General features: G+C 67.2%; 19 protein-coding genes. 8 read left to right on the top strand and 11 right to left on the bottom strand.

Features of this window, described 5'->3' with window-relative positions; genetic code table 11:
* Positions 1–4: 4 nt before the first annotated feature.
* A complete protein-coding gene (locus SOM10_RS00440; protein WP_072591048.1) occupies positions 5–322 on the bottom strand; it encodes a WhiB family transcriptional regulator in 318 nt (105 codons plus the stop codon).
* Positions 323–480: 158 nt separating this feature from the next.
* Positions 481–1,623 carry a mannose-6-phosphate isomerase, class I gene (gene manA, locus SOM10_RS00435; protein WP_320487951.1) on the bottom strand — a complete coding sequence of 381 codons (1,143 nt, stop codon included), beginning with the start codon at positions 1,621–1,623 and terminating at the stop codon, positions 481–483.
* An 84-nt stretch (positions 1,624–1,707) separates the two neighbouring features.
* Between manA and SOM10_RS00430 the strand changes: the two genes are divergently transcribed.
* The 4 genes from SOM10_RS00430 (at position 1,708) to SOM10_RS00415 (ending at position 6,098) form a co-directional block, all read left to right on the top strand.
* Entirely contained in the window at positions 1,708–3,123 is a 1,416-nt protein-coding gene (locus SOM10_RS00430; RefSeq protein ID WP_320487950.1) for an O-antigen ligase family protein, read from the top strand.
* The gene (locus tag SOM10_RS00425) at positions 3,120–4,418 is read left to right on the top strand and encodes an O-antigen ligase family protein (protein ID WP_053095648.1); all 1,299 of its coding nucleotides are present in this window, start codon (positions 3,120–3,122) and stop codon (positions 4,416–4,418) included. Before SOM10_RS00430 ends, SOM10_RS00425 begins: the two co-directional genes overlap by 4 nt.
* Before the next feature lie 98 nt (positions 4,419–4,516).
* Entirely contained in the window at positions 4,517–5,473 is a 957-nt protein-coding gene (locus SOM10_RS00420) for a glycosyltransferase family 2 protein (RefSeq protein ID WP_053095647.1), read from the top strand.
* 4 nt (positions 5,474–5,477) lie between these two features.
* Positions 5,478–6,098 (top strand): hypothetical protein, encoded by a 621-nt coding sequence (locus SOM10_RS00415; protein ID WP_320487949.1) that lies wholly within the window; start codon positions 5,478–5,480, stop codon positions 6,096–6,098.
* A 29-nt stretch (positions 6,099–6,127) separates the two neighbouring features.
* On the opposite strand, the gene SOM10_RS00410 is transcribed toward SOM10_RS00415, so the two are convergent.
* Positions 6,128–6,493, bottom strand: coding sequence for a hypothetical protein (locus SOM10_RS00410; RefSeq protein WP_053095645.1), 366 nt, complete (start codon positions 6,491–6,493; stop codon positions 6,128–6,130).
* A gap of 43 nt (positions 6,494–6,536) precedes the next feature.
* Positions 6,537–7,226 carry a hypothetical protein gene (locus SOM10_RS00405; protein ID WP_320487948.1) on the bottom strand — a complete coding sequence of 230 codons (690 nt, stop codon included), beginning with the start codon at positions 7,224–7,226 and terminating at the stop codon, positions 6,537–6,539.
* A gap of 92 nt (positions 7,227–7,318) precedes the next feature.
* On the opposite strand from SOM10_RS00405, the gene pseI reads away from it, so the two are divergent.
* A complete protein-coding gene (gene pseI / locus SOM10_RS00400; RefSeq protein WP_320487947.1) occupies positions 7,319–8,380 on the top strand; it encodes a pseudaminic acid synthase in 1,062 nt (353 codons plus the stop codon).
* 10 nt (positions 8,381–8,390) lie between these two features.
* Here the strand turns inward: pseI and SOM10_RS00395 are convergent, their stop codons facing one another.
* Positions 8,391–9,875 (bottom strand): bifunctional UDP-2,4-diacetamido-2,4,6-trideoxy-beta-L-altropyranose hydrolase/GNAT family N-acetyltransferase, encoded by a 1,485-nt coding sequence (locus SOM10_RS00395; protein WP_320487946.1) that lies wholly within the window; start codon positions 9,873–9,875, stop codon positions 8,391–8,393.
* 106 nt (positions 9,876–9,981) lie between these two features.
* Here SOM10_RS00395 and pseB point away from each other — a divergent pair, with 106 nt between their 5' ends.
* The 3 genes from pseB to SOM10_RS00380 are packed head-to-tail and all read left to right on the top strand — an operon-like array spanning position 9,982 to position 12,826.
* Complete coding sequence (pseB, locus tag SOM10_RS00390; RefSeq protein WP_056278197.1) at positions 9,982–10,971, top strand: UDP-N-acetylglucosamine 4,6-dehydratase (inverting); 990 nt, start codon at positions 9,982–9,984, stop codon at positions 10,969–10,971.
* Between the two features lie 2 nt (positions 10,972–10,973).
* On the top strand, positions 10,974–12,098 hold the full coding sequence (locus SOM10_RS00385; RefSeq protein WP_320487945.1) for a DegT/DnrJ/EryC1/StrS family aminotransferase: 1,125 nt from the start codon (positions 10,974–10,976) through the stop codon (positions 12,096–12,098).
* The gene (locus SOM10_RS00380; RefSeq protein WP_320487944.1) at positions 11,984–12,826 is read left to right on the top strand and encodes a glycosyltransferase family protein; all 843 of its coding nucleotides are present in this window, start codon (positions 11,984–11,986) and stop codon (positions 12,824–12,826) included. Before SOM10_RS00385 ends, SOM10_RS00380 begins: the two co-directional genes overlap by 115 nt.
* Positions 12,827–12,851: 25 nt before the next feature.
* Here SOM10_RS00380 and SOM10_RS00375 read toward each other — a convergent pair whose 3' ends face one another.
* The 6 genes from SOM10_RS00375 to rfbD all read right to left on the bottom strand — a co-directional run bounded on the left by SOM10_RS00375 (position 12,852) and on the right by rfbD (position 21,349).
* Positions 12,852–13,589: an ABC transporter ATP-binding protein gene (locus tag SOM10_RS00375; protein ID WP_320487943.1), complete on the bottom strand. Its 738-nt coding sequence runs from the start codon at positions 13,587–13,589 to the stop codon at positions 12,852–12,854.
* The gene (locus SOM10_RS00370) at positions 13,586–14,407 is read right to left on the bottom strand and encodes an ABC transporter permease (protein ID WP_056278189.1); all 822 of its coding nucleotides are present in this window, start codon (positions 14,405–14,407) and stop codon (positions 13,586–13,588) included. The genes SOM10_RS00375 and SOM10_RS00370 overlap by 4 nt, the downstream gene beginning before the upstream one ends.
* Positions 14,408–14,417: 10 nt before the next feature.
* Positions 14,418–15,554, bottom strand: coding sequence for a UDP-galactopyranose mutase (gene glf / locus SOM10_RS00365; protein ID WP_320487942.1), 1,137 nt, complete (start codon positions 15,552–15,554; stop codon positions 14,418–14,420).
* A gap of 92 nt (positions 15,555–15,646) precedes the next feature.
* Positions 15,647–17,725 (bottom strand): acyltransferase family protein, encoded by a 2,079-nt coding sequence (locus SOM10_RS00360; RefSeq protein WP_320487941.1) that lies wholly within the window; start codon positions 17,723–17,725, stop codon positions 15,647–15,649.
* Between the two features lie 67 nt (positions 17,726–17,792).
* Positions 17,793–19,937 (bottom strand): acyltransferase family protein, encoded by a 2,145-nt coding sequence (locus tag SOM10_RS00355; protein WP_320487940.1) that lies wholly within the window; start codon positions 19,935–19,937, stop codon positions 17,793–17,795.
* On the bottom strand, positions 19,934–21,349 hold the full coding sequence (gene rfbD / locus SOM10_RS00350; protein WP_320487939.1) for a dTDP-4-dehydrorhamnose reductase: 1,416 nt from the start codon (positions 21,347–21,349) through the stop codon (positions 19,934–19,936). The genes SOM10_RS00355 and rfbD overlap by 4 nt, the downstream gene beginning before the upstream one ends.
* Between the last annotated feature and the right edge of the window lie 3 nt (positions 21,350–21,352).

Below are 21,352 nucleotides of genomic sequence, written 5' to 3'. Positions count from 1 at the left end.
CGGGTCAGCTCGCGCGACGCTTGAGCTTGCGGCGCTCGCGCTCGGAGAGACCGCCCCAGATTCCGAAACGCTCGTCGTTGTTGAGCGCGTACTCGAGGCACTCGCCGCGGACATCGCAGGACGTGCAGATCCTCTTGGCGTCGCGGGTCGATCCGCCCTTCTCGGGGAAGAAGGCCTCAGGATCAGTCTGCGAGCACAGTGCATCGCTCTGCCATGCGAGAGCATTGTCATCGTCGGTCTCGACCTTGCGAACCCCGGGAACACCGAGGTTGATCGGATCGACGAACCAGTTCTCCGGTACGTCTGAACGGTAACCCGTCATCTCGCTCTCCAACCCCTAAATTCCGCCCCCTCGGCGGGCCGTGCTCAACTAATTACACCCGTGTCATTCCCATCGGTCAAGTCGCGGATCGTAAACCCTCAATCCGGTCTTGAAGGTTCTTGACCTCCGTACGGCGTGTCGCACGTCCGCCCGAGGAGTCAGCGGCCGGAGGTGAGATCGCCGGGCGATGCGACGAACGCCTCGCCCTGGCCGCCGACGGTCAATCGGACCTCGTCGGCGGACGCGAACGCGACGGTGCCGACCGGAACATCGAGCACTGCACCGTCCGCACCGCCCACCCTGACGCGACCGGACGTCGCGAGGACCATCGTCGGTCCGTCCACGTCGATGACGACGTCCTGGCCGTCGAGTTCGACCCTTCTCAGCGAGAAGTCCGCGACGGGCACCGGGTACTCCGTGATCGCACCATCCGTCGTCGGGCGCAGCACCGGCACCGCGCCGGTCGTCGTGTCGAGGACCGAGAGTAGCTCGGCCACATCGATGCGCTTGGGCGTGAGACCGCCGCGCAGGACGTTGTCGCTCGCCGCCATGATCTCCACTCCGAGACCGGCGATGTAGGCATGCAGGAGCCCGGCCCGCAGGAAGATGCCCTCGCCCCTGCGAAGCACCACGTGGTTCATGAGCAGCGCGACGACCACACCGGGGTCTCCCGGATAGGTCTCCGCGATCGCCGCCACACCGCGGAGCGTCTCGGCCCATTCCCCCGACGCGGAGGCTGCGGCCGCGCTCACAGAGGCGACGACGTCGTCGACCACGGACCGCGCATCGCCGGACAGCAGCCAGCCGATCGTGTCGCGCAGGACGTCGCCCTCACCGCGGAGACGATCAGCGAGTTCCTCGACCCCGGCGCTCTGCTTCAACTCCCCCAACAAGCCCAGGGTGTCGCCGACGGGGCGCAGCCCGCTCAGGGATTCGAACCGGTCGCTCAGGGCGACGATCAGCTCGGGCTTGTGGTTGTCATCGCCGTAGTTGCGAGTCGGGTCCGTGGCGTCGAGCGTCGATTCTCTCGCCCACCCGGCTCTCGCCTGCTCGACGGTCGGGTGCACCTGGATGGACAGGGGCGATGCGGCCGCGAGGAGCTTGAGCAGGTACGGCAGAGCACCGCCCGTGACGGCGTCCAGCGTCCCGCCGCCCTGCACGTCGGACGGGTCTCCCGGGTGGTCGCCGAACCACACCTCCGCCTCAGGCGCACCCGTGGGGGTGCGGCCTTCCAGGTCGGCCAGGAGCGTCGGGGATCCCCACGCGTAGTCACGGGGTGCATTCGAGAGACTGAGCAGCATGCCACCAGGCTATTGGCAGGGAACCCACGGTGCCACGACCGTCCCATCGGTGACTCGCGACTTCCGCGCGGTAGCCTGAACGCGATGGCGCAATACACGAAGCACCCGGTCGCCGCCCCGCCCGCCGCTCCCGAGCGCGAGTCCACGGGGCATCTTCTGCTGCGCGGGTACATCGGCCTGGTGCTGTTCGCGACCTTCGCGCACTCGGCGGTGTACAACCTCGTGGGCGAGATCGGCGCATTCATCACCCTCCTCGTCTTCCTGATCGCGACGCTCTCCATCGGCGTTCCGATGATCGCCCGTCGGCGACCTGCCGCGTTCGCGTGGCGTCGCCTGCCCTGGGCCGCCATCGCATACACCACGCTGGCCCTGCTCTCGATCGCGTGGTCTCAGTGGCGCGGAGCGACCATCATCACCTGGGTCCTGCTCGCCACCGTCACGGTGAACGCGCTCTTCATCGTCCATGTGCTCACCTGGCACGAGATCGTGCGGGCACTCGCTTCCGCGTTCAAGTGGATCCTCGGCCTGTCCCTCGCGCTCGAACTGTGGGTCGCCCTTGTCGTCCACGCTCCGATCCTGCCGAACTTCTTCGTGCGGCCGGACGGCGAGACCGACGCCCACTGGTACTGGGTTCGCGGCAACCTCGTCGACGGCGGACGGATCCAGGGCATCGTGGGCAATTCGAACGTGCTCGCCATCGTCTGCCTGTTCGCGATCCTCACCTTCGGCGTGCTGTTCGCCGCGCGCACGCGCTGGCGCACCACTCTCGCGCTCTGGGCCCTCCTCGCGGGATACTTCCTCGTCCGGGCCGGATCCGCGACGGCATACGTGTGCGCCGCCGCTGCCGCCGCAGTCCTGGTCGTCGCTCTGCTGATGCGCCGCGCGACGTCTCCGGGCGCACGAACCCGACTGTATGTGCTGTTCATCGGCGGCGCCGTGGTCATCGGATCCGCCGTCTGGCTCCTGCGTGAACCCCTGTTCGCCCTCATCGGTCGCAGCGCAGACCTCACCGGGCGCTCCGACAAGATCTGGGACAAGGTCCTCGCGCGTGCCGCGGAGCATCCGATCTTCGGCAACGGGTTCTCGAGTCCCTGGGTCCCCTTCGATCCTGCCTTCGCCGGATGGATCGAGGATCACGGCATCACCGTGTTCCACGCGCACAACATGTGGCTCGACGTGCTGATGCAGCTGGGCGTGGTGGGGGTCGTCCTTATGGCTCTCGCCTATCTCAGCCTGCTCTGGCGTTCGTGGTTCTTCGCCATCGACCGCCCTCGCTGGGATCTGAAGTCGGACCGCGACTATTCGGCGATCACTCTGCTTCCGAGCCTCTTCACGGTCGTGCTGCTCGTGCAGGGTCTGACGGAATCGACCCCGATCATGCTCTGGGGCTGGATGCTGCTGGTCCTGCTCTCGTTCAAGATCAAGGTCGTGCCCCTGGTCGGCGTCGGTGAACGCGAGCGTGTGATCGAGCGCGGCGAGCGAAGCCGGCGGGTTCCGTGACGCCCGAACGTCGTCTGAGCGATCTGCTCGGCTCGGCCGAGTTCGCCCGCGCGTACACGATCGCGGTCCTCACAGCGGTCTTCTCGTCGTTCGCGATCGAGCACATCGCCTCATCGGTCACCCTCGCGACGATCATCGCCGTCCTGTGCGTCGTCGGCGCCTGGATCCTGTGGGTGCGCAGGGAGGAGCTGTCGCTGCTGCGGATCGCTCCGTCCTCGCTGCTGGCCTTCCTGGCGTGGGCCGCCGTCAGCATCGTGTGGACGACCGACAAGTCCGACACCGCTTTCGGTTGGATGGAGCTCTTCGGCTTCGCCTTCCTGGCGATCACCGTCGGGCACATCCGCGACACCCTCCAGACCGTCCGCGCCCTGGGCGACTCGCTGAGGTTCCTCCTCCTCGTGTCTCTGGGCCTGGAGCTCCTCTCCGGCGTGCTGCTCGACACGCCCTTCCTCTTCCTCGGCATCCAGGGAGACCTGGCCGTCGGCGGACCCGTGCAGGGGATCTTCGGCAGCAGGAACATGCTCGGTTTCGTCACCGTGATCGCACTCATCACTTTCGTGGTGGAGTGGCGGTCGCAGTCGCTGACCGCTCGCATCGCGATCCCCTCGATCGCGCTCGCGGCGCTGCTGGCCTTCTTCTCCTCCTCCCCCACCGTGCTCGTGCTCGCGGCCGCAGTCGGCGTCGTCGCCGTCGCGCTCGCGATCGTCCGTCACACCCCGCCCGAGCGGCGGACCATCGTGCAGTGGGTGCTCGGTGTCCTCGTCGCTCTCGCCCTCGCCGCCGCGTTCGCACTGCGCCATGTGATCATCGCGCTGCTCGATGCCGGTTCGGACTTCTCGATCAGAGCGACCCTGTGGAACACGATCCTCGATTTCGTCGCTCTCAAGCCGGTCGAGGGGTGGGGCTGGTACGGCGCGTGGGCCCGCGGAGAGTTCCCGTTCACGTACATCAACTTCCTGCTCGACGACCACCACCAGAGCGCGCTGAACGCATACTTCGACGTCCTGCTGCAACTGGGCGCCGCCGGCCTCGTGCTCTTCCTCCTGTTCGGCGGCATCGCCACCGTCCGGTCCTGGCTCGTCGCGAGCGCTCGGCGTTCGGTGGTCTACGCCTGGACCCCGCTCATGCTCGTCACACTCGCCGTCGAGTCGATGTTCGAGAGCTTCACGATCGTCGGCGCAGGCTGGTTCATGCTCGTGCTCTGTGCGCTGCGGGCCGGCCAGACGAGGTCGTGGCGGGAGAACATCGACGCCGCGCACACCGGAGCGATCCCGACGCTGCGTCCCGAACGCTGACCTCCGCGCCGCGCCCTCGGCGGATTCCGAACTGCTCCGGGTAGGGTGGATCTGCTCGCGGCGCCCTGCGGGCCCCGAGCCTCCGGAGATTTCACCTCGTGACTCATGCCCCCTTCGACCCGGCCTCCGCGACGATCGTCATCGTCACGTACAACCGGTCTCACCTCCTGACCGGCCTCCTCGAGAGCATCACGGCGATGGACCCGAAGCCGGGCCACGTCGTGATCATCGACAACGCCTCGTCCGACGACACCACCGAGGTCGTCGACTCCTTCCGTCCTCGGCTCGGCACCGAGATCATCTACCGACGCCTCGAGACGAATACCGGTGGGTCGGGCGGCTTCAGCGAAGGCATGCGCACGGCGTACGAGCTGGGTTCGGAGTGGATCTGGATGATGGACGACGACGTCGAGGTCGTGACCGACGGCCTGGCGAAGATGGGCAAGTGGGCCCCGCGGTTCAAGAGCATCCAGGGCCGCCGGTACGACTACGACGGCAGCGAGTTCTACTGGCAGTACCGGATCGCCGAGCGCATGGGCATCCCGATCCCGTTCGCGCCGTCCGGGTTCGATGCGTCGGGCTACAAGGAGATGAACAGCGGATGCTTCGAAGGCATGTTCATCCATCGGTCCATCGTGAAGCAGATCGGTCTGCCCGACCACCGCTTCTTCATCTACTGGGATGACCAGATGTACGGGTGGCTCGCCTCGCGCAAGACCACTGCGGTGATCGTCGACGAGTTCGTCCTGCGACGCACTCGCGAGATTAAGCAGTGGGACATGGGCATCCGCCACATGAACGCCTCGAGCAACGCCTACCGGTTCTACATCATGCGCAACCGGGCGTACATCAAGCAGTACTACCGCGTTCACCGCAACTACAACCCCGTGCTGTTCGGCCTCGGGACGTCGATGACGTTCGCGAAGGAGCTCATCCGCCTCCTCTTCGTCGAGCGCACGGTGCGAGGGACGAGCAATCTGTTCCGGGGACTCAAGGAGGGCGGCAAGCTCGGCCGCGATCGCTCCTGGACGCCCATGCCCGCTCTGGAGGACTGACCGCATGACCGACGAACCGCAGCCGGAACTCCGCTGGGCGCCACTGGAGCCGAAGCCGAGCAATCCTGGTCGTGTCTGGCTCATCGTCGGGCTCGTCGTCGCCGTGCTCGTCATCGTGGGCGTGCTGCTGTTCTTCCTCCTCCCGCGGGGCGAGACCCCGACTCCGGGAGCCAGCGGCTCGCCCTCCCCTTCCGCGTCGGCATCGACATCACCGTCCCCGTCAGCGTCAGCGTCGCCGACGCAGACCGAGACCCCTCAGCCGACGGCGGAGCCCGCGCCGACGATGACACCGATCACGACCCCGCCCCCCGTCGCCGACCCCTCGGTCGACGCCTTCCGCGGACAGGTTCAGGGCTGGCTCGATGATGCGCTGACAGGACTGCAGATCGTCAGCGAGTCCAGTGGACAGGACGCGACCGAGGTCATCGAGAGCCTCCAGGCCGACGCGCAGCGGCTCGGCGAGAGCGCTCCGCCCTCATCCATCGAATCCGCCTGGGGCAGCGCGCTGAGCGAGTACGACCAGGCGCTCAGCTCGCTGCACTCCGACGCGGCCGCAGGGATGCAGCCGAGCGTCGACAGCGCACGCTCGGCTGCGAATCAGCTTCGAGGCCTCGTCGGGCTCTGACCCCGCGGCGGCGGCCCGATCCGTTCGGCTCAGTCGCCGTCGGACTCGAGGCGGCGCAGGCGCTCCTCGTAGTGCGCCGCGAGTTCGAGGCGCAGTCGCGCGCGCTCGTGCTCCGACTGGGCGCGGCTGAGCGCCTCGTCGGCTTCCAGATCAGCCACATCGAGGCGCACGCGCAGCCACTCGAACCGCTGCTCGAGCGCGGCGACCTGAGGAGCGATGCGATCGAACTCGGATCTGATGTAAGAGAAGTCGGCCTGGGTTCCCGCGAGGCGTGCCTCGTAGTCGCGCTGCGCGTGTTCGACCTGCTCGAGAGCACGCCCCATGCGGGCGTCCACTCTCGCGTCTACACGGCGTTCGACGACGGCGTCGAGTCTGCGACGGAGTCGGTTCAGCATTCAGTCCTCAATCATTCGGGTGATTGTCGATGGTCTGTGGGATTCAGCGGTGATACGTGACGCGGCCGGAGTCGATCCAGTGCCGCACGAGCGCCGACTCCAGGTCGATCCGGTGCTCTGCTCCGACCGCCGAGGGGTCTCCGTAGGCGTGGTTCCATGATGTCTGATCCGGCGCGTCGACGAAGGAGAATCCGGCCGCATCGACCGTGGCGTCCGGGAACAGGCGGGTGGCGATCCAGAGCATCACCGTCCCCGTCGTCGCCCACTGGCCACCGCTGCGCGGATCGGCTCCCATCGCCTCGCCGAGTGGCAGCACCACCTCGCGGTTCGGCATCGTCACGATTCCGAGATCCGCGGGCCAGAAGGCCGGGAGCTTCGGGTTCTCCCAGAGCAGGCGCCCGGGTTCGATCATCAGGTAGAGGCGCTCGGAGTAGCCCTCGAAGAACCAGGGCGTCGGACGCACACCACGATTGAACACGACGACGTCGGCGCGCCGACCCACCGACGGCATGCCGTCGACGTCGTCGACACGGAAGCCGTTGACTCGGAACACGATGTCAGCCGTGTCGATCATCGCGGCGCGCTCGTCGGACGGCTCGAGCGGCTGATTTCCGACGACGGCGATCCGGCGAGCGGTATCCGCTCGCCCGTATGCCGCGACGAGCGGACGGAGTCGGTCGTAGAAGTCGACCTCTCCGGCAATCGCCCTGTCATCACCGACAAGATCCGTCACACGCCCCATGAGACCTCAGCTTAGGGCACCGCGGCGGCTGTCCCATCGGCGGGGCGGCGAGTCACGGAGAGGACGCGTCTAGAGTTGTCGGCGTGACTTCTTCGCAGACCATCCCGCTCTCCACGGCGACCATCGGCACCGGCTCCCCCGTGTTCACGATCGCTGAGATGTCGGGAAACCACAACGGCGACATCGATCGGGCGCTCGCGATCGTCGACGCGGTCGCCGCCACCGGCGCCGACGCTCTCAAGATCCAGACTTACACCGCCGACACGCTCACGATCGACTCCGACAAGCCCGCCTTCCGGGTCGCGAGCGACCACGGGCTCTGGGGCGGCAGGAACCTCTATTCCCTCTACCAGGAGGCTCACACGCCGTGGGAGTGGCATGCGCCGATCTTCGATCGCGCGCGCAGCCACGGACTCATCCCCTTCTCGACGCCCTTCGATCCGAGCTCGGTCTCGTTTCTCGAAGAGCTGGGGGTCGAGATCTACAAGACGGCATCCGCTGAGATCGTCGATATCCCGCTCCTCCGGGAGGTCGCGCGCACCGGTAAGCCGATGATCGTGTCGACCGGCATGGCGACGCTCTCGGAGATCGATGCGGCGGTCACCGCCATCCGCGGTGCCGGTGGCACCCAGCTCGTGCTGCTGGCCTGCACAGCGGCCTATCCCGCGGTTCCCGAAGAGGCGCGACTGGGCAACATCGCGGCGCTTCGAGACGCCTTCGACGTGCCGGTGGGGCTCTCGGACCACACGCTCGGGATCGGGGTCGCGGTCGCCGCTGCGGCCCTCGGCGCGGTCGTGATCGAGAAGCACGTCACGCTCGACCGAACGGACGGCGGCGTCGACGCGGACTTCTCTCTCACACCCGACGAGTTCAGCGCTCTCGTCGTGGCCTCCGAACAGGCGCGCGTCGCATCCGCGAGCGGTGTGTCCTTCGGACCGACCGCTCAGGAAGAAGCGGTGCTCGCCCTTCGCCGTTCGCTGTTCGTCGTCACCGACGTCCGAGCGGGCGACACCGTGGGACCCGAGAACGTGCGGTCGATCCGCCCCGCCGGCGGACTCCGCCCCGATGACTTCGCCCTGGTGAGCGGACGCACGTTCACGCGAGACGTCGAACGCGGCACCCCGCTGACCTGGGATGCGCTCTAGACCGCGAGTCCTACGAGAGCCGCCACCGGGCGAGGGTGAGGAAGCCGTCATCGTCGGCGGGCAGGTACGGCAGATAGCCGGCGCGCTCGAACAATCGTCGTGATGCGACGTTGTCGCCGTGCACGGTGGCCACCATGCGCACCGGCGGCTGTGCGGCGAGGGCTCGCTCCGCGGCCTGGAGCACCGATGCCGCCAGCCCGCGGCCACGGCTCTCGGGTGCGACCGTGATCGAGATCTCCCACTCGTCGGCCGACCGTCGGTCCCATCGGCAGGTGGCGACCGGCACCCCGTCGGACTCGACGATCAGGAGTCGCCGGTCGGGGTTCCGCAGGCTTCGCGCGAGCCAATCGGTGTGCGATCTCCAGTCGATCTCGCCGCGTGAGCGCGAGCCGGAGCGGACCTCCGGGTCGTTGCGCCACTCGAACAGTCTCCGCCCGTCGTCGACGTTCGCCGCACGGGCGACGAGTCCGGAGGGAGGCTCGACGGAAGGGCGGGTCGTCAGCAGCTGTTCCCAGGACGCCACGATCCGCCAGCTCCCGAGTCCGTCGACGGTCCGCTTCAGCTCGGCGGCCGTCCGGGCGAGCGATGCCGGAGAAGCCAGGAGATCGGCGAGCGCGCCGATCCTCTCCTCGAGTCCGTGATGGGGCGGCTCCCCGAGGCCCACCGCGAGCCCCTGTTCGACGACCTGACGGTAGCCGACCCGCTGGTTGTCCGCCACGCAGACGAGCGCCATGGGAAGACCCATGCACGCGAAGTCCCAGACCGAGGTGCCGGCAGCCGTCACGGCCAGGTCGTGGGACGCGGCGATCACGGGGAGGTCCTCGACGAAGCCGAGGACCTGGACGGCATGACGCGAGGACCCCGCCGCGGACAGCACGTCGGGACGCCGCCGGGGGTCGATCACCGTGATCTCCACCGGAGAAGGAACGCGATCGAACGCGGCGACGACGCGCGCGGTCACACCGTGAGGGTCCGTGCCGCCCATCACGATCAGCACGCGAGGCGCTGCCGCCGCCGTTTTCCGGGCGTCACGCTGAGCGAGCACCTGAGCGCGTACGACAGCCGCGTCGATACCGGCCAGATGACTTCGGCTGCGTTCAGGACTCGCGAAGGTGCGTTCGGACGCCAGATTGGCATCGATGGCCAGATCGGCATCGCGCACACCGAACGGACCATCCTGCATGTTGCTGAGCAGCACTGCGAGGGACGAGAGATCGGGGACTTCGCGATAGGTGTCCAGATGGATCACGTCGGCGTCCCGCCCGAGCTCCGCGAAGTCGCCGAGGCTCGCCGCGGCGCCGTCCACGGTGAGCAGCTCGAGTTCCGGATCCATCCGGCGCAGGACCTCCGCGCCGACCGCATCCACATCGCCGAACACCGACGCCGCCCACCCCCGGTCCCGCGCCTCGCGGGCGATGGTGAGAGTGCGCATGAGGTGCCCCATGCCCGCCTCGACACCGGCATTGCAGTGCAGGAGGACCCGTCGCCCGCTCATCACACGTCCCTCTCCTCGGGGGCGCGGCTGCGCCCACCCGATAGGATAGGCCGGGCATGGAACAACCCGAGCATCCGTGCCATCACGACAACGCTGAGGAGACAGAGTGTCGGTTCTCGAGGGCGCGAGCATCCTCATCACTGGCGGCACCGGGTCGTTCGGCAAGGCGTTCATACGTCACGCCCTGACCCACATCAATCCCCGGCGTCTCGTGATCTTCTCGCGCGACGAACTCAAGCAGTACGAGGTGCGGCAGCAGTTCGGCGACGACCCTCGACTCCGGTGGTTCATCGGCGACATCCGCGACGAGAGGCGACTCGCTCGCGCGCTGCACGGCGTCGACTACGTCGTTCACGCCGCTGCCCTCAAGCAGGTGGACACGGCCGAGTACAACCCGTTCGAGTTCGTGAAGACGAACATCCTCGGCAGCCAGAATGTGATCGAGGCGTCGATCGACGCCGGTGTGAAGCGCGTCGTCGCGCTGTCGACGGACAAGGCCTCGAGTCCGATCAACCTCTACGGTGCGACCAAGCTCACGGCCGACAAGCTCTTCATCACCGGCAATCACTACGCAGCCGCGTACGACACGCGGTTCGCGGTGGTCCGCTACGGCAACGTCATGGGATCCCGCGGCTCGGTCATCCCCTTCTTCTCCCGCCTGGGTGCCGAGGGAAAGCCGCTTCCCATCACTGATCTTCGATGCACGCGGTTCTTCATCACACTCCCCCAGGCGGTCGAGATGGTGATCGACACGTTCGAGCTCATGCAGGGCGGCGAGCTCCTCGTTCCGCGGATCCCGTCGATGAAGGTCACCGATCTCGCCCACGCCGTCGTGCCGGGAGCGGAACTCGTCGATGTGGGCCTGCGCCCGGGCGAGAAGCTCCACGAGGAGATGATCAGCCCGGAAGAGGGCCGTCGCGCCGTCACGGTCAGCGACGGGAAGTACTTCATCATCCAGCCCGACCTCGCGTCCTGGGGCTATCAGATGCCCGCCGGAGCCGTACCCGTGCCGGAGGGCTTCGCGTACCGGTCGGACAGCAACGATCAGTGGTACTCGCAGCAGGAGATCTCCGAGATCATCGAGGCGGGGATCTGACGATGCTGCCCTACGGACGGCAGTCGATCTCCGAGGAGGACATCCAGGCCGTCGTCGAGGTGCTCCGTGGCGACTGGCTCACGACCGGCCCGGCAGTGGCCGCATTCGAAGCGCGACTCGGCGAGATCGCCGGCGGGCACCGGGCGGTCACCGCGACCTCGGGCACGGCGGCGCTGCACATGGCGTACGCGGCTGCGGGGGTCACGCACGGAGACACCGTGATCTCGACTCCGATGACCTTCATCGCCACGACCTCGATGGCGTCGGTCCTCGGGGCCGACATCGTCTTCGCAGACGTCGAGGAGGACACAGCGCTCATCGACCCGGACGCGGTCGACGCCCTCGTCGATGAACGCACCAAGGTGATCGCCGCCGTGGACTATGCGGGACACCCCGCCGACTACGACAGACTGACAGAGATCGCGGCGCGTGTGGACGCGCTCGTCCTCGACGACGCCGCCCATTCGATCGGCAGCACGTACCGGGGTCGGCCGGTCGGCGATCTCGCGGACCTGACGACGTTCTCGTTCTTCCCGACGAAGAACCTCACGACCGGCGAGGGCGGTGCGCTCGTCGCCAAGGATCCGGAGATCGCCCAGCGCGCCCATGAGTTCCACTTCATCGGGCTGGTGCGGGATGCCGATCGCTTCGCGATGACGACGGAAGGCGCGTGGCATCAGGAAGTCCATGAGTTCGGGTTCAACTATCGCCTCGACGACATCGCCTGTGCACTCGGGATCGCCCAGCTGGCGCGGCTCGACTCGTTCCGGCGGCGACGCGCCGAGATCACGCGGCGCTACGACGCGGCTCTCGCAGGCGTCGACGGGGTCCGCACTCCGATCCAGCGTGACGACGTCGAGCTGATCCGGCATCTCTATCCGGTGCGCATCCTCGACGGACGCCGTCGGACGGTCTTCGACCGGATGCGCGCGGACGGCATCGGGGTGCAGGTCAACTACATGCCCGTGTACTGGCACCCCGTGTACGCGGACGCCGGTTATCGCCGCGGAATGTGCCCGAACGCGGAGGCCTTCTACGCCGAGGAGCTCTCGCTCCCCATCCACCCCGAGCTCACCGACGACCAGGTCGACCAGGTCGTCGAGTCGCTCCTCAGGGCTCTGCGTTGACGCGGATCGGGATCATCACGCAGGCGCGGATGACCAGCACCCGTCTTCCGGGGAAGGTGCTGATCCCGGCCGGTGGCCGCTCCATGCTCGACCACCACCTCGACAGGCTCGCCGCCACCGATCTGCCGATCGTGCTCGCCACCACCACGAACGCCGCAGACGACCCTCTCGCCGCGCTCGGGCACGCACGCGGCATCGACGTGTTCCGCGGCAGCGAGACCGATGTGCTGAGTCGGTTCGCGGGGGCGGCTTCCTCCGCCGAGTTGGATGTCGTCGTCCGAGTGACGTCGGACTGCCCGCTGATCGATCCCGCCGTGGTCCTCGAAGGCGTCCGTCGATTCATCGAGCTGGACGATCCTCACGCTCATGTCTCCAACGTCCTCCAGCGCACGTACCCGCGAGGCTTCGACTTCGAGGTGTTCTCCGCGGCCGCTCTCGCCGACGCCGACAGGAACGCCACCGAGCCGGCGGAGCGCGAGCACGTCACCCCTTATCTCTACGCGGGCGGGTCACCGCGGGCGAACATCCACTCGATCACGCAGGACGTCGATGCCTCGCGCTATCGGGTGACGCTGGACACTCCGGAGGACCTGACGGTCATCCGCAGGCTGATCGAAGAGCACGGTGCCGCGTCGCTGGACGCGACCGGGATCGTGGCGGTGCTCGACGCGCATCCCGAGCTCGCCGCGTTCAACGCGCACGTCGAACAGAAGAAGCTCGGGGAATGACCGGGAGATCGCCGGCGAATCCCGCTCAGCCGCGGTTGTAGTCGGCGTTGTAGCGATCGAGGACGTCCGCGATCGGCCCGTCGAGCATGAGCCCGCCCTTGTCGAGATAAAGACCGCGGGTGCAGAAACGGCGGAGGTCGCGCTCGTGGTGACTCACGAAGAAGAGGGTGCGCCCCTCGGCGAGCAGCTCGTCGATGCGCTTGTAGCACTTCTCCCGGAAAGCCTTGTCTCCGACCGCCAGCACCTCGTCGACCAACAGGATCGGCTCATCGAGCTGCGAGACGACGGAGAACGCCAGCCGCACCTTCATCCCGTTCGACAGGTGCTTGTAGGGAGTGTCCTCGAATCCGGCGAGTTCGGCGAAGGCGATGATGTCGTCGTATCGTCGCGCCACCTCGTCTCGCGACATGCCATGCAGGCCCGCCGTCAGAGCGACGTTCTCCCGCACGGTCAGGTCCCCCACGAATCCACCCGTGATCTCGATCAGCGGAGCGACCCCGCCGTGCACGGTCACCGATCCCTCGTCGGGGAGCAGCACCTTGGCGACGAGACGGAGAAGCGTGGACTTCCCCTGACCGTTGCGCCCGACGACGCCGATCGATTCTCCTTGCTGCACCGTGAACGAGACATCGCGCAGCGCCCAGAACTCGCCCGGACGCGAGCGACGCGACGCACCCGCGAACAGGTCCTTGAAGTTTCGGCTTCCACGGCGGTTCCGACGGAAGCGGACACCGAGATCCTTGGCCTCGATCGCGACGGTCATCCCAGCTCCTTCAGCACGGAGCGCTCGAGGGAGCGGAACGTCCACACGCCGAGGGCCAGGATCACCAGGGTCATGCCCACGCTGACCAGCAGTGTGAAGGGGTTCCACTGGTCGGGGAAGAACGGCATCCGATAGAGCATGAAGATCCCTGCGAGAGGATTGAATGCACCGAGCGTCTGGAAGATGCCGGGGAGGTCGGTGACGTTGTAGATGATCGGCGTCGCGTAGAACATCGCTCGGAGGATCAATGCGGTCGTCCGTTCGAGGTCGACGAAGAGGACGCAGAGCGGAGCGACCAGCAGGCCGAGTCCCACGAGGAGGACGGTCTGGAGGAACACCGCGACCGGCACCCAGAGGACTCCCCAGCCCACCTGCACCGTGTGCGCCGGATCCTGCTCGACCAGCAGGTTGATGATCACGAAGGCAGCGAGCACAGGCAGCGAGAAGAGGAACTCGATTCCCTTGCTCAACACGATGCGGTTGACCCAGATCGAGCGCGGGATCGCGGTGGATCGTACGAGCCGCGCATCCTTCTTGAACGCGCGCGTGAAGTCCGTGACCGACGTGTTGAACCACACCCAGGGCAGCAGAGCGCTGATGAGGAACACGATGTACGGGTCCTCGCCGACGTCGCGGTTGAAGATCTGCGTGAAGACGAACCAGTAGATCACGCTCATGACGAGCGGATCGAGCACCGACCACAGATAGCCGAGCAGGCTCGTCGAGTACCGCACCTTGAGGTCTCTGGCCGACAGCAACCACAGAGAATGCAGATAGCGCCGGGGCGTCCCGGGCGCCCCGACAGCAGCGTGACTCACGGTGTCGAGTCTACGAGAGCGAGTTGTTCCACAGCGACAGCGCCGAGCCGATGGCCATGTGCATGTCGAGGTACTGGTACGTGCCGAGGCGTCCGCCGAAGTGCACGTCCTTCTCGCCCCTCGTGAGCTCGCGATAGGCGAGCAGGCCGTCACGGTCCGTCGGGGTGTTCACCGGGTAGTACGGCTCGTCCTCGCGGTTCGCGAAGCGAGAGAACTCCCGCATGATGACCGTCTTGTCCGACTCGTAGACGTCCTTACGCTCCGGGTGGAAATGCTTGAACTCGTGGATGCGCGTGTACGGCACGTCCATGTCGGGGTAGTTCATCACGCTGGTGCCCTGGAAGTCGCCGATGTTCAGCACCTCCTGCTCGAAGTCGAGCGTGCGCCAGCTGAGGGCACCCGCCGTGTAATCGAAGTAGCGGTCCACGGGGCCTGTGTAGACGATAGGCAGCTGTCCGACCGTCGCCCTCTTGTTCAGGGGCTGAGCCTCATCGAAGAAGTCGACGTTCAGCTTCACCTCGATGTTGGGGTGATCGGCCATCCGCTCGATCCACGCGGTGTAGCCGTCCGTCGGCAGCCCCTCCCACGTGTCGTTGAAGTAGCGGTTGTCGTATGTGTATCGCACAGGCAGGCGGCTGATGATGTCGCCGGACAGCTTCTGCGGATCCGTCTGCCACTGCTTCGCGGTGTAGTCGCGGAAGAACGCCTCGAACAGGGGGCGGCCGACGAGCGCGATGCCCTTCTCCTCGAAGTTGGACGCCGTCTTGACGTCGAACTCCCCCGCCTGCTCGCGCACGAGGGCCCGTGCCTGGTCGGGCGTGTAGGCCGACTGGAAGAACTGGTTGATCGTGCCGAGGTTGACCGGCATCGGGAACACGGTGCCCTTGTGCGTCGTGTACACGCGGTGCACGTAGTTCGTGAAGCTCGTGAAACGGTTGACATACTCCCACACCGTGGCGTTGGAGGTGTGGAACAGATGCGCGCCGTAGCGGTGGACCTCGATGCCCGTCTCGGGCTCGGCCTCGCTGTAGGCGTTCCCGCCGATGTGGTGGCGACGGTCGATGACCGTCACCTTGCGGCCTGCATCGGCGGCGCGTTCTGCGATGGTGAGGCCGAAGAAGCCCGACCCGACGACAAGAAGATCCATGTTGCTGCTTTCTGCCCACAAGGCTGACATCCGCACGGCGTCGCGCGGCACACAGCAGACAACTCTACCTGCAGCGCACTCGGCGCTGCCTGTCAGCCCGCCTCGGTGCCGAGAGGCCCTCCCACGTCCAGCATCTGCTGGAGCATCGGGGCGAGCGTGCGCCCATACGAGTCGGAGAGGTGATTGTCGTCGATGTAGACGGCGACGTTGCCGATCGAGCCCCTGCACACGCCCTCAGGACACAGCCAGGGTCGGAAGTCCACCGCGATCACCCCGTCAGCCGCCGTGAGATCGTCGAAATCCTCTCCGTCGACGAAGGCGAGTTCGGGCACGTCGCACGATGCGGCGTCGGCACCCGGAACGACCTCCGAATCCTCCGACACGCACTCGTACATGTCGAAATCGAAGCGAGGATTGTCGCGCACGGCGATCACCTGGATGCCGTTCGCCGTGAGCTCCTCCGCGATCTCGCGGATCCCCTCGACGAGAACCTCGGGAGACGAGGGCGTCGCCCGGGTCGCGACCAGGTAGACCGCATCCGGCTGGACCCTCATCGCATACTCGATCGCCGCGGCGCGCCATTCGTCGCAGGGTGTACCCGCCGCCGACCAGGTCGGAGCTCCGATGCCGATGGCGCACCCTCCCTTCAGCAGAGCGACGAGGCCCCATCCCTGCTGATCGGCGAGAACGGCGAGAGGCGACATGAGCTGCTGTGCGTGCGAATCCCCCATCACGAGCACTCGCCAGGCGTCGGAGTCCTCCGCTGCCGCTGTCTGGGCGCAGCTGCCTTCCAGCGCAGGCTCCACAGGTTCGAGGTCTCCCGCGCAGCTGCCGTTCAGGTCCACCCACTCGTCATCGAGCGCCGTGGCCGGCGGCATCAGCGGGAGATCGGTGACGGCGAGATCGATCGGCGAGTCGATCTGGGCGGCACCCGGATACCCGCCGCTGTCGCTGTCCATCAGCGCCGCCGCACGATGCTGGATCGTGAGCTGCCAGGCGGCGAGGGGTGCGGCGACCAGCAGGACCGAGGCCGCGAGTGCGAGGACGCCGAGACGACGGGAGCCCTCGAAGAACGCGGCGTCGCGGATCGGGCGCTCCACGAGCGTCGACACGATCCGCGCCAGCACGGACGAGACCAGGACGATACCGGCGCCGGCCAGCCATCCCGGCTCGGACCTGCCGCTCACCATCATCCAGGTCACGAGGACCGGCCAGTGGACGAGGTAGAGCGCGTACGCGTCATGGGAGACGAATCGCAGCGGCGCCGACTCGAGGATCATCGCGGGGCCGCCACGCGGGCGGTCGCGCCCGGCGACGATGACGAGCGCCGTGCAGATCACCGGCCACAGAGCGAGATACCCGGGGAATCCGCCCTGCACGTCGAGCACGATTCCGCACATGACGATGCCGACGATCCCGACCCAACCGAGGAGTGCGGCGATCGACGGTCGGACGCGGACATGCGGGAGAGCGATCGCGACGAGCGAGCCGGCCGCGAACTCCCACAGTCGCGTGCGGGTGTCGAAATAGGCGAAGGACTGGGCGCGCATCGTCTCGACGACCGAGAATGCGAGCGAGGCGACGAAGATCGTCCCGAAGACGACGGCGAGTGCGGGGATGACGAGGTGGCGCCGACGACGGAGGATCAGCCAGACCGCGGCGATGATGAGTGGCCACAGGATGAAGACCTGTCCTTGGACCGACAGCGACCAGAAGTGCTGGAACGGACTCGGGGTCGCGGAGTCGCGAGCGTAGTAGTCGACCTCCGACAGGGCCAGCGTCCAGTTCTCGACGTAGAAGAGACTCGACCAGGCCTCACGCCAGACGCGCGGCCACTCGGTCTGCGGATACGCCGCGAACGCGACGCCGAGGACGCCGACGATCGTCACGGCCGCGGCGGGCAGCAGCCGCCGGAAGCGGCGCAACCAGAAGGACGCGAGCGCGAGCGGACGCTCCGACCCGACTCGTCGCACGAACGACGCGGTGAGGAAGAAGGCGGAGACCATCAGGAACACGTCGACGCCGCCCGAGACGCGCCCCAGCCACACGTGGTACGCCACGACCAGCAGGATGGCGAGCGCGCGCAGACCGTCGATGTCCGCGCGGCGGGTGAGCGGATCCCCGGCGACAGGCGCGGTCGGAGGAAGCGGTGTCGGGTGCGTCGTTTTCATGAGGGGCGGCGTATCGGCGAGGGGTGTCGCCGCAGTCGTCTCGGGTCGACCGTCTGCCTCTGCCAGCCTATCCGCCCGTTGCGAGCAGTCGCTCGGCCGCCGCGTCGATCTCGGTTCCCAGCAGTCTGGCGTATTCGAGATTGAGATGATCCGCGTCGTAGTAGACGGGGATGCCGCCGACCACGGCGTAGCACGATGTCGCGTCGCAGAATCGGTCGGTCAGATCCAGCACGCTGATCGACGGTGACGCTGCCTGTGCGCCCGCCACGACCACCGGGTCGACCGGGTGCGCCTCGGCTCGAGGGCGCGCGCAGGACTTCGGGTCCTCGGCATTGTGCAGCACGCAGTCGGGGCTTCTGACCTCAGCGTTGAACGGAGGATCCGCCAGCGCGAGCACCTTGATCCCCTCCTCGCTCCACCGCGTCCAGTAATCGAGCAGTCCGTCCGACATCTGATCGACCTGCGGCCGGTCGCTGCCGTCGTCCACCAGCTGGAGCCTCGACGCCATCGCGGTGATGACGAGGTCGGGATCCTCTTCGGCGACGGTGTCGGCGAGGTCGCTCGACCACTCGCGGCACCTCTCGACGTCGGCGGCACCCCACGCGCTGCGGAACCCGATGAACTCGACGTCGGCTGCGGGACACCCGCCGTAGAAACTCGTGTCGACGATCCAGCCGTGCTCCTCTGCGATGTCGAACACAGCTCCCTGCCACTGCTGCGCATGGGAGTCCCCGATGAGCCATACCCTCGTCGGATCCTCTTCGCCTCGCGAGAAATCGCACTCGTGGGTGGTCTTGAGGTCCCCATACGTGAGAATCGGCAGGAACTCGCCGCACTCCGCAGGCGTGTAGAAGTACTCGTTCTTCTTGGTCATCACCGAATAGTCCGCAGCCCCGAAAGGGTCGTCGCACTCAGCCCCCGGTGCGAGCGCCGAAGGCCCTTCGCACGTCGACGCGGCGAGGTCGTCCGGTGGGCTGTCCGCCTCGACCCTCGCCGCATATGCGGCAAGGACCGCCGCCACGAGCGCCGCGATGACGAGCATCCCCGTGACCATGAGCCCGAACGCGCGGCGTGAGGAGCCGCGCCAATATCCCCAGGTCTGTCCGGCGTCTTCGACGAACCTCTTCGTGAGCACGGCCAACACCAGCGAGATGGCCAGAACCGCGACCTTCGAGAGAGTGCTCGCTTCGCCACCGATGACGAACGGGGCGACGACGATGAGCGGCCAGTGCCAGAGATAGAGCGAGTACGAGACTCCGCCGATCCACTGCACAGGTCTCAGTGCGGTCACCTTCGCATGCCGGAGAGCGGCGTGCGAGTTTCCGGCGAGGATCACCGCTGCGGTGCCGAGAACCGGCACCAGTGCGGCGTACCCGGGGAAAGAAGTCGCATGATCATAGGCGAAGGCGGCGACGACGATGAGGCCGAATCCGAGCAGGCTGACGATGTCGGCCGCGGCTCGTCCGAGCGGGATTCGACTGCCGAGCAGCGCGACTGCCCCGCCGATCGCGAACTCCCATCCGCGCGTGAACGTCGCGAAGTACGCCTGAGGCGGAGCCATGGTCGTGTAGACGACGCTGGCGACGAAGGAGGCGACCCCCACCAGCGCGACGACCGCGATCAGCGCCGTGGCCGTCCGCGCTCTCACTCCGCGTCGCGTGTCCGGTCGTCCGGTGCGCCGCGACACGGCCAGCGCGGCCACCAGCAGCACGGGCCAGACGATGTAGAACTGCTCTTCGACCGACAGCGACCAATAGTGCTGGACCACGCTCGCCGCATCATTGAGCGCCGAGTAGTTGACCGACATCGATGCCAGGAACCAGTTCTCGACGTACCCCGCGCTCGCTGCGACCTCCCAGGCGCCCCGCTCCCAGCGAGGGTAGGGAAGGAACAGCACGAGAAGCACGAGCGACACCGCGAGGACGAGCAGCGCCGCCGGAAGCAGGCGCCGGATCCGTCGGGCGTAGAACGCACCGAGGCGCACTCCCCCGGTCCGTGTCATCTCGCCCACCAGGTGCCCCGTGATGAGGAAGCCGGAGATCACGAAGAACACATCGACTCCGACGTAGCCGCCGGGCAGGCGCATCGGCCAGAGGTGATTGAGCACCACCAGGCCGATGGCCACGGCGCGAAGTGCTTGGATGTCGGTTCGGAACACCCGCGCCTTCGGTGCCGCGGTCGGAGCGTCTGCGCTCCGCAACGACACGCTCACGACGCGAGATACTCCCTGAGGAGTTCGTCTCCCACGCGAGGGGTGAAGCCGATGCTCTGCACCCGGGTCAGGTCGAGGACGCTGTTCGTGGGGCGCGGAGCGACGGGCGACGTCGCCGCGGCGAAGTACGCGTCAGTCGACACACCCGTGACCCGCGCCGGATCCTCGCCGACGAGTTCGAACACACGGCGGGCGACGTCGGCCCAGGTGACGCTCTCGCCCTCGGATGTCAGGTTGTAGACGCCGAACGGCGGGCGGGTCTCGACGAGGGTGCGGATGAGGCGCGCGATCTCGGCCGCGAACGTGAGTCTCCCCCGCTGGTCGTCGACGACCTTCGGGTCGACTCCCTTCGCGGCCAGCGACGCCATGGTGCGCACGAAGTTCCCACCACTCCCGATCACCCACGAGGTGCGGACGATGTAGTGACGAGGGGCTGTGGAGACGGCGAGATCGCCCGCCGCCTTCGACTGGCCGTAGACGCCGAGTGGACACACGACGTCGTCCTCCGTGTACGGTCGCTCGGCGGTTCCGTCGAAGACGTAGTCACTCGACACATGCACGAGGGTGATGCCGTGCTCCGCAGCGATGCGAGCGAGAGCTGCCGGTCCGGCGGCGTTGACCGCCCACGCATCCCGCCTGCCCTCGGGCATCTCCGCACGATCCACGGCCGTGTACGCGGCGGCGTTGATGATCGTGTCGTAGTCGCGCCACCGTCGCGCGTCAGTCAGAGTCGTCGATCCGAGATCGAAATCCGCGCGCGTCGTCCATTCGACGCTGCCGACGCCTTCGAACTCGGCTCGCAGCGCGGTTCCCAGCTGCCCGCCCGAGCCGATGACGAGGGTCTTCCTCGGGGCGACCGGCTCGACATCCGCGAGACGCGGGTGTGCGAGGTCCTTCGCAGACACCTCGGCCTCGGCGAGCGGGATGGGCCAGTCGATCGCGACGGTCTCGTCAGCGAGATTCAGGAACGAGTACGAGGCGTCCGGCGACCAGTGATCGTTCACGAGGTAGGTGTACGCGGTGTCAGGCTCGAGGGTCTGGTAGGAGTTGCCGACGCCGCGAGGTACGAAGATCGCCTTCGAGGGATCCAGCTCCGCCGTGAAGACCGCTCCGAATGTCGGGCCTTCTCGCAGGTCGACCCAGGCCCCGAAGATCCGACCGGTCGCGATCGACACCCACTTGTCCCACGGCTCGGCGTGGATCCCGCGGGTCGTGCCGACGGCGTCGTTGAAGGAGACGTTGTTCTGCACCGGACCGAAATCGGCGAGGCCCAGTGCGGTCATCTTCTCGCGCTGCCAGTTCTCCTTGAACCATCCGCGCGAGTCGCCGTGCACGGGCAGATCGAAGATCTCGAGCCCGGGAATCGTCGTCTCGGTGCGACTCAGAGGCTTTCCGAAGTCGATCTCGCTCACCGG

The sequence above is a fragment of the Microbacterium sp. CFBP9023 genome, assembly GCF_034045055.1.
GTDB lineage: Bacteria > Actinomycetota > Actinomycetes > Actinomycetales > Microbacteriaceae > Microbacterium.
This window is presented reverse-complemented; position numbering and strand designations above follow the sequence as displayed.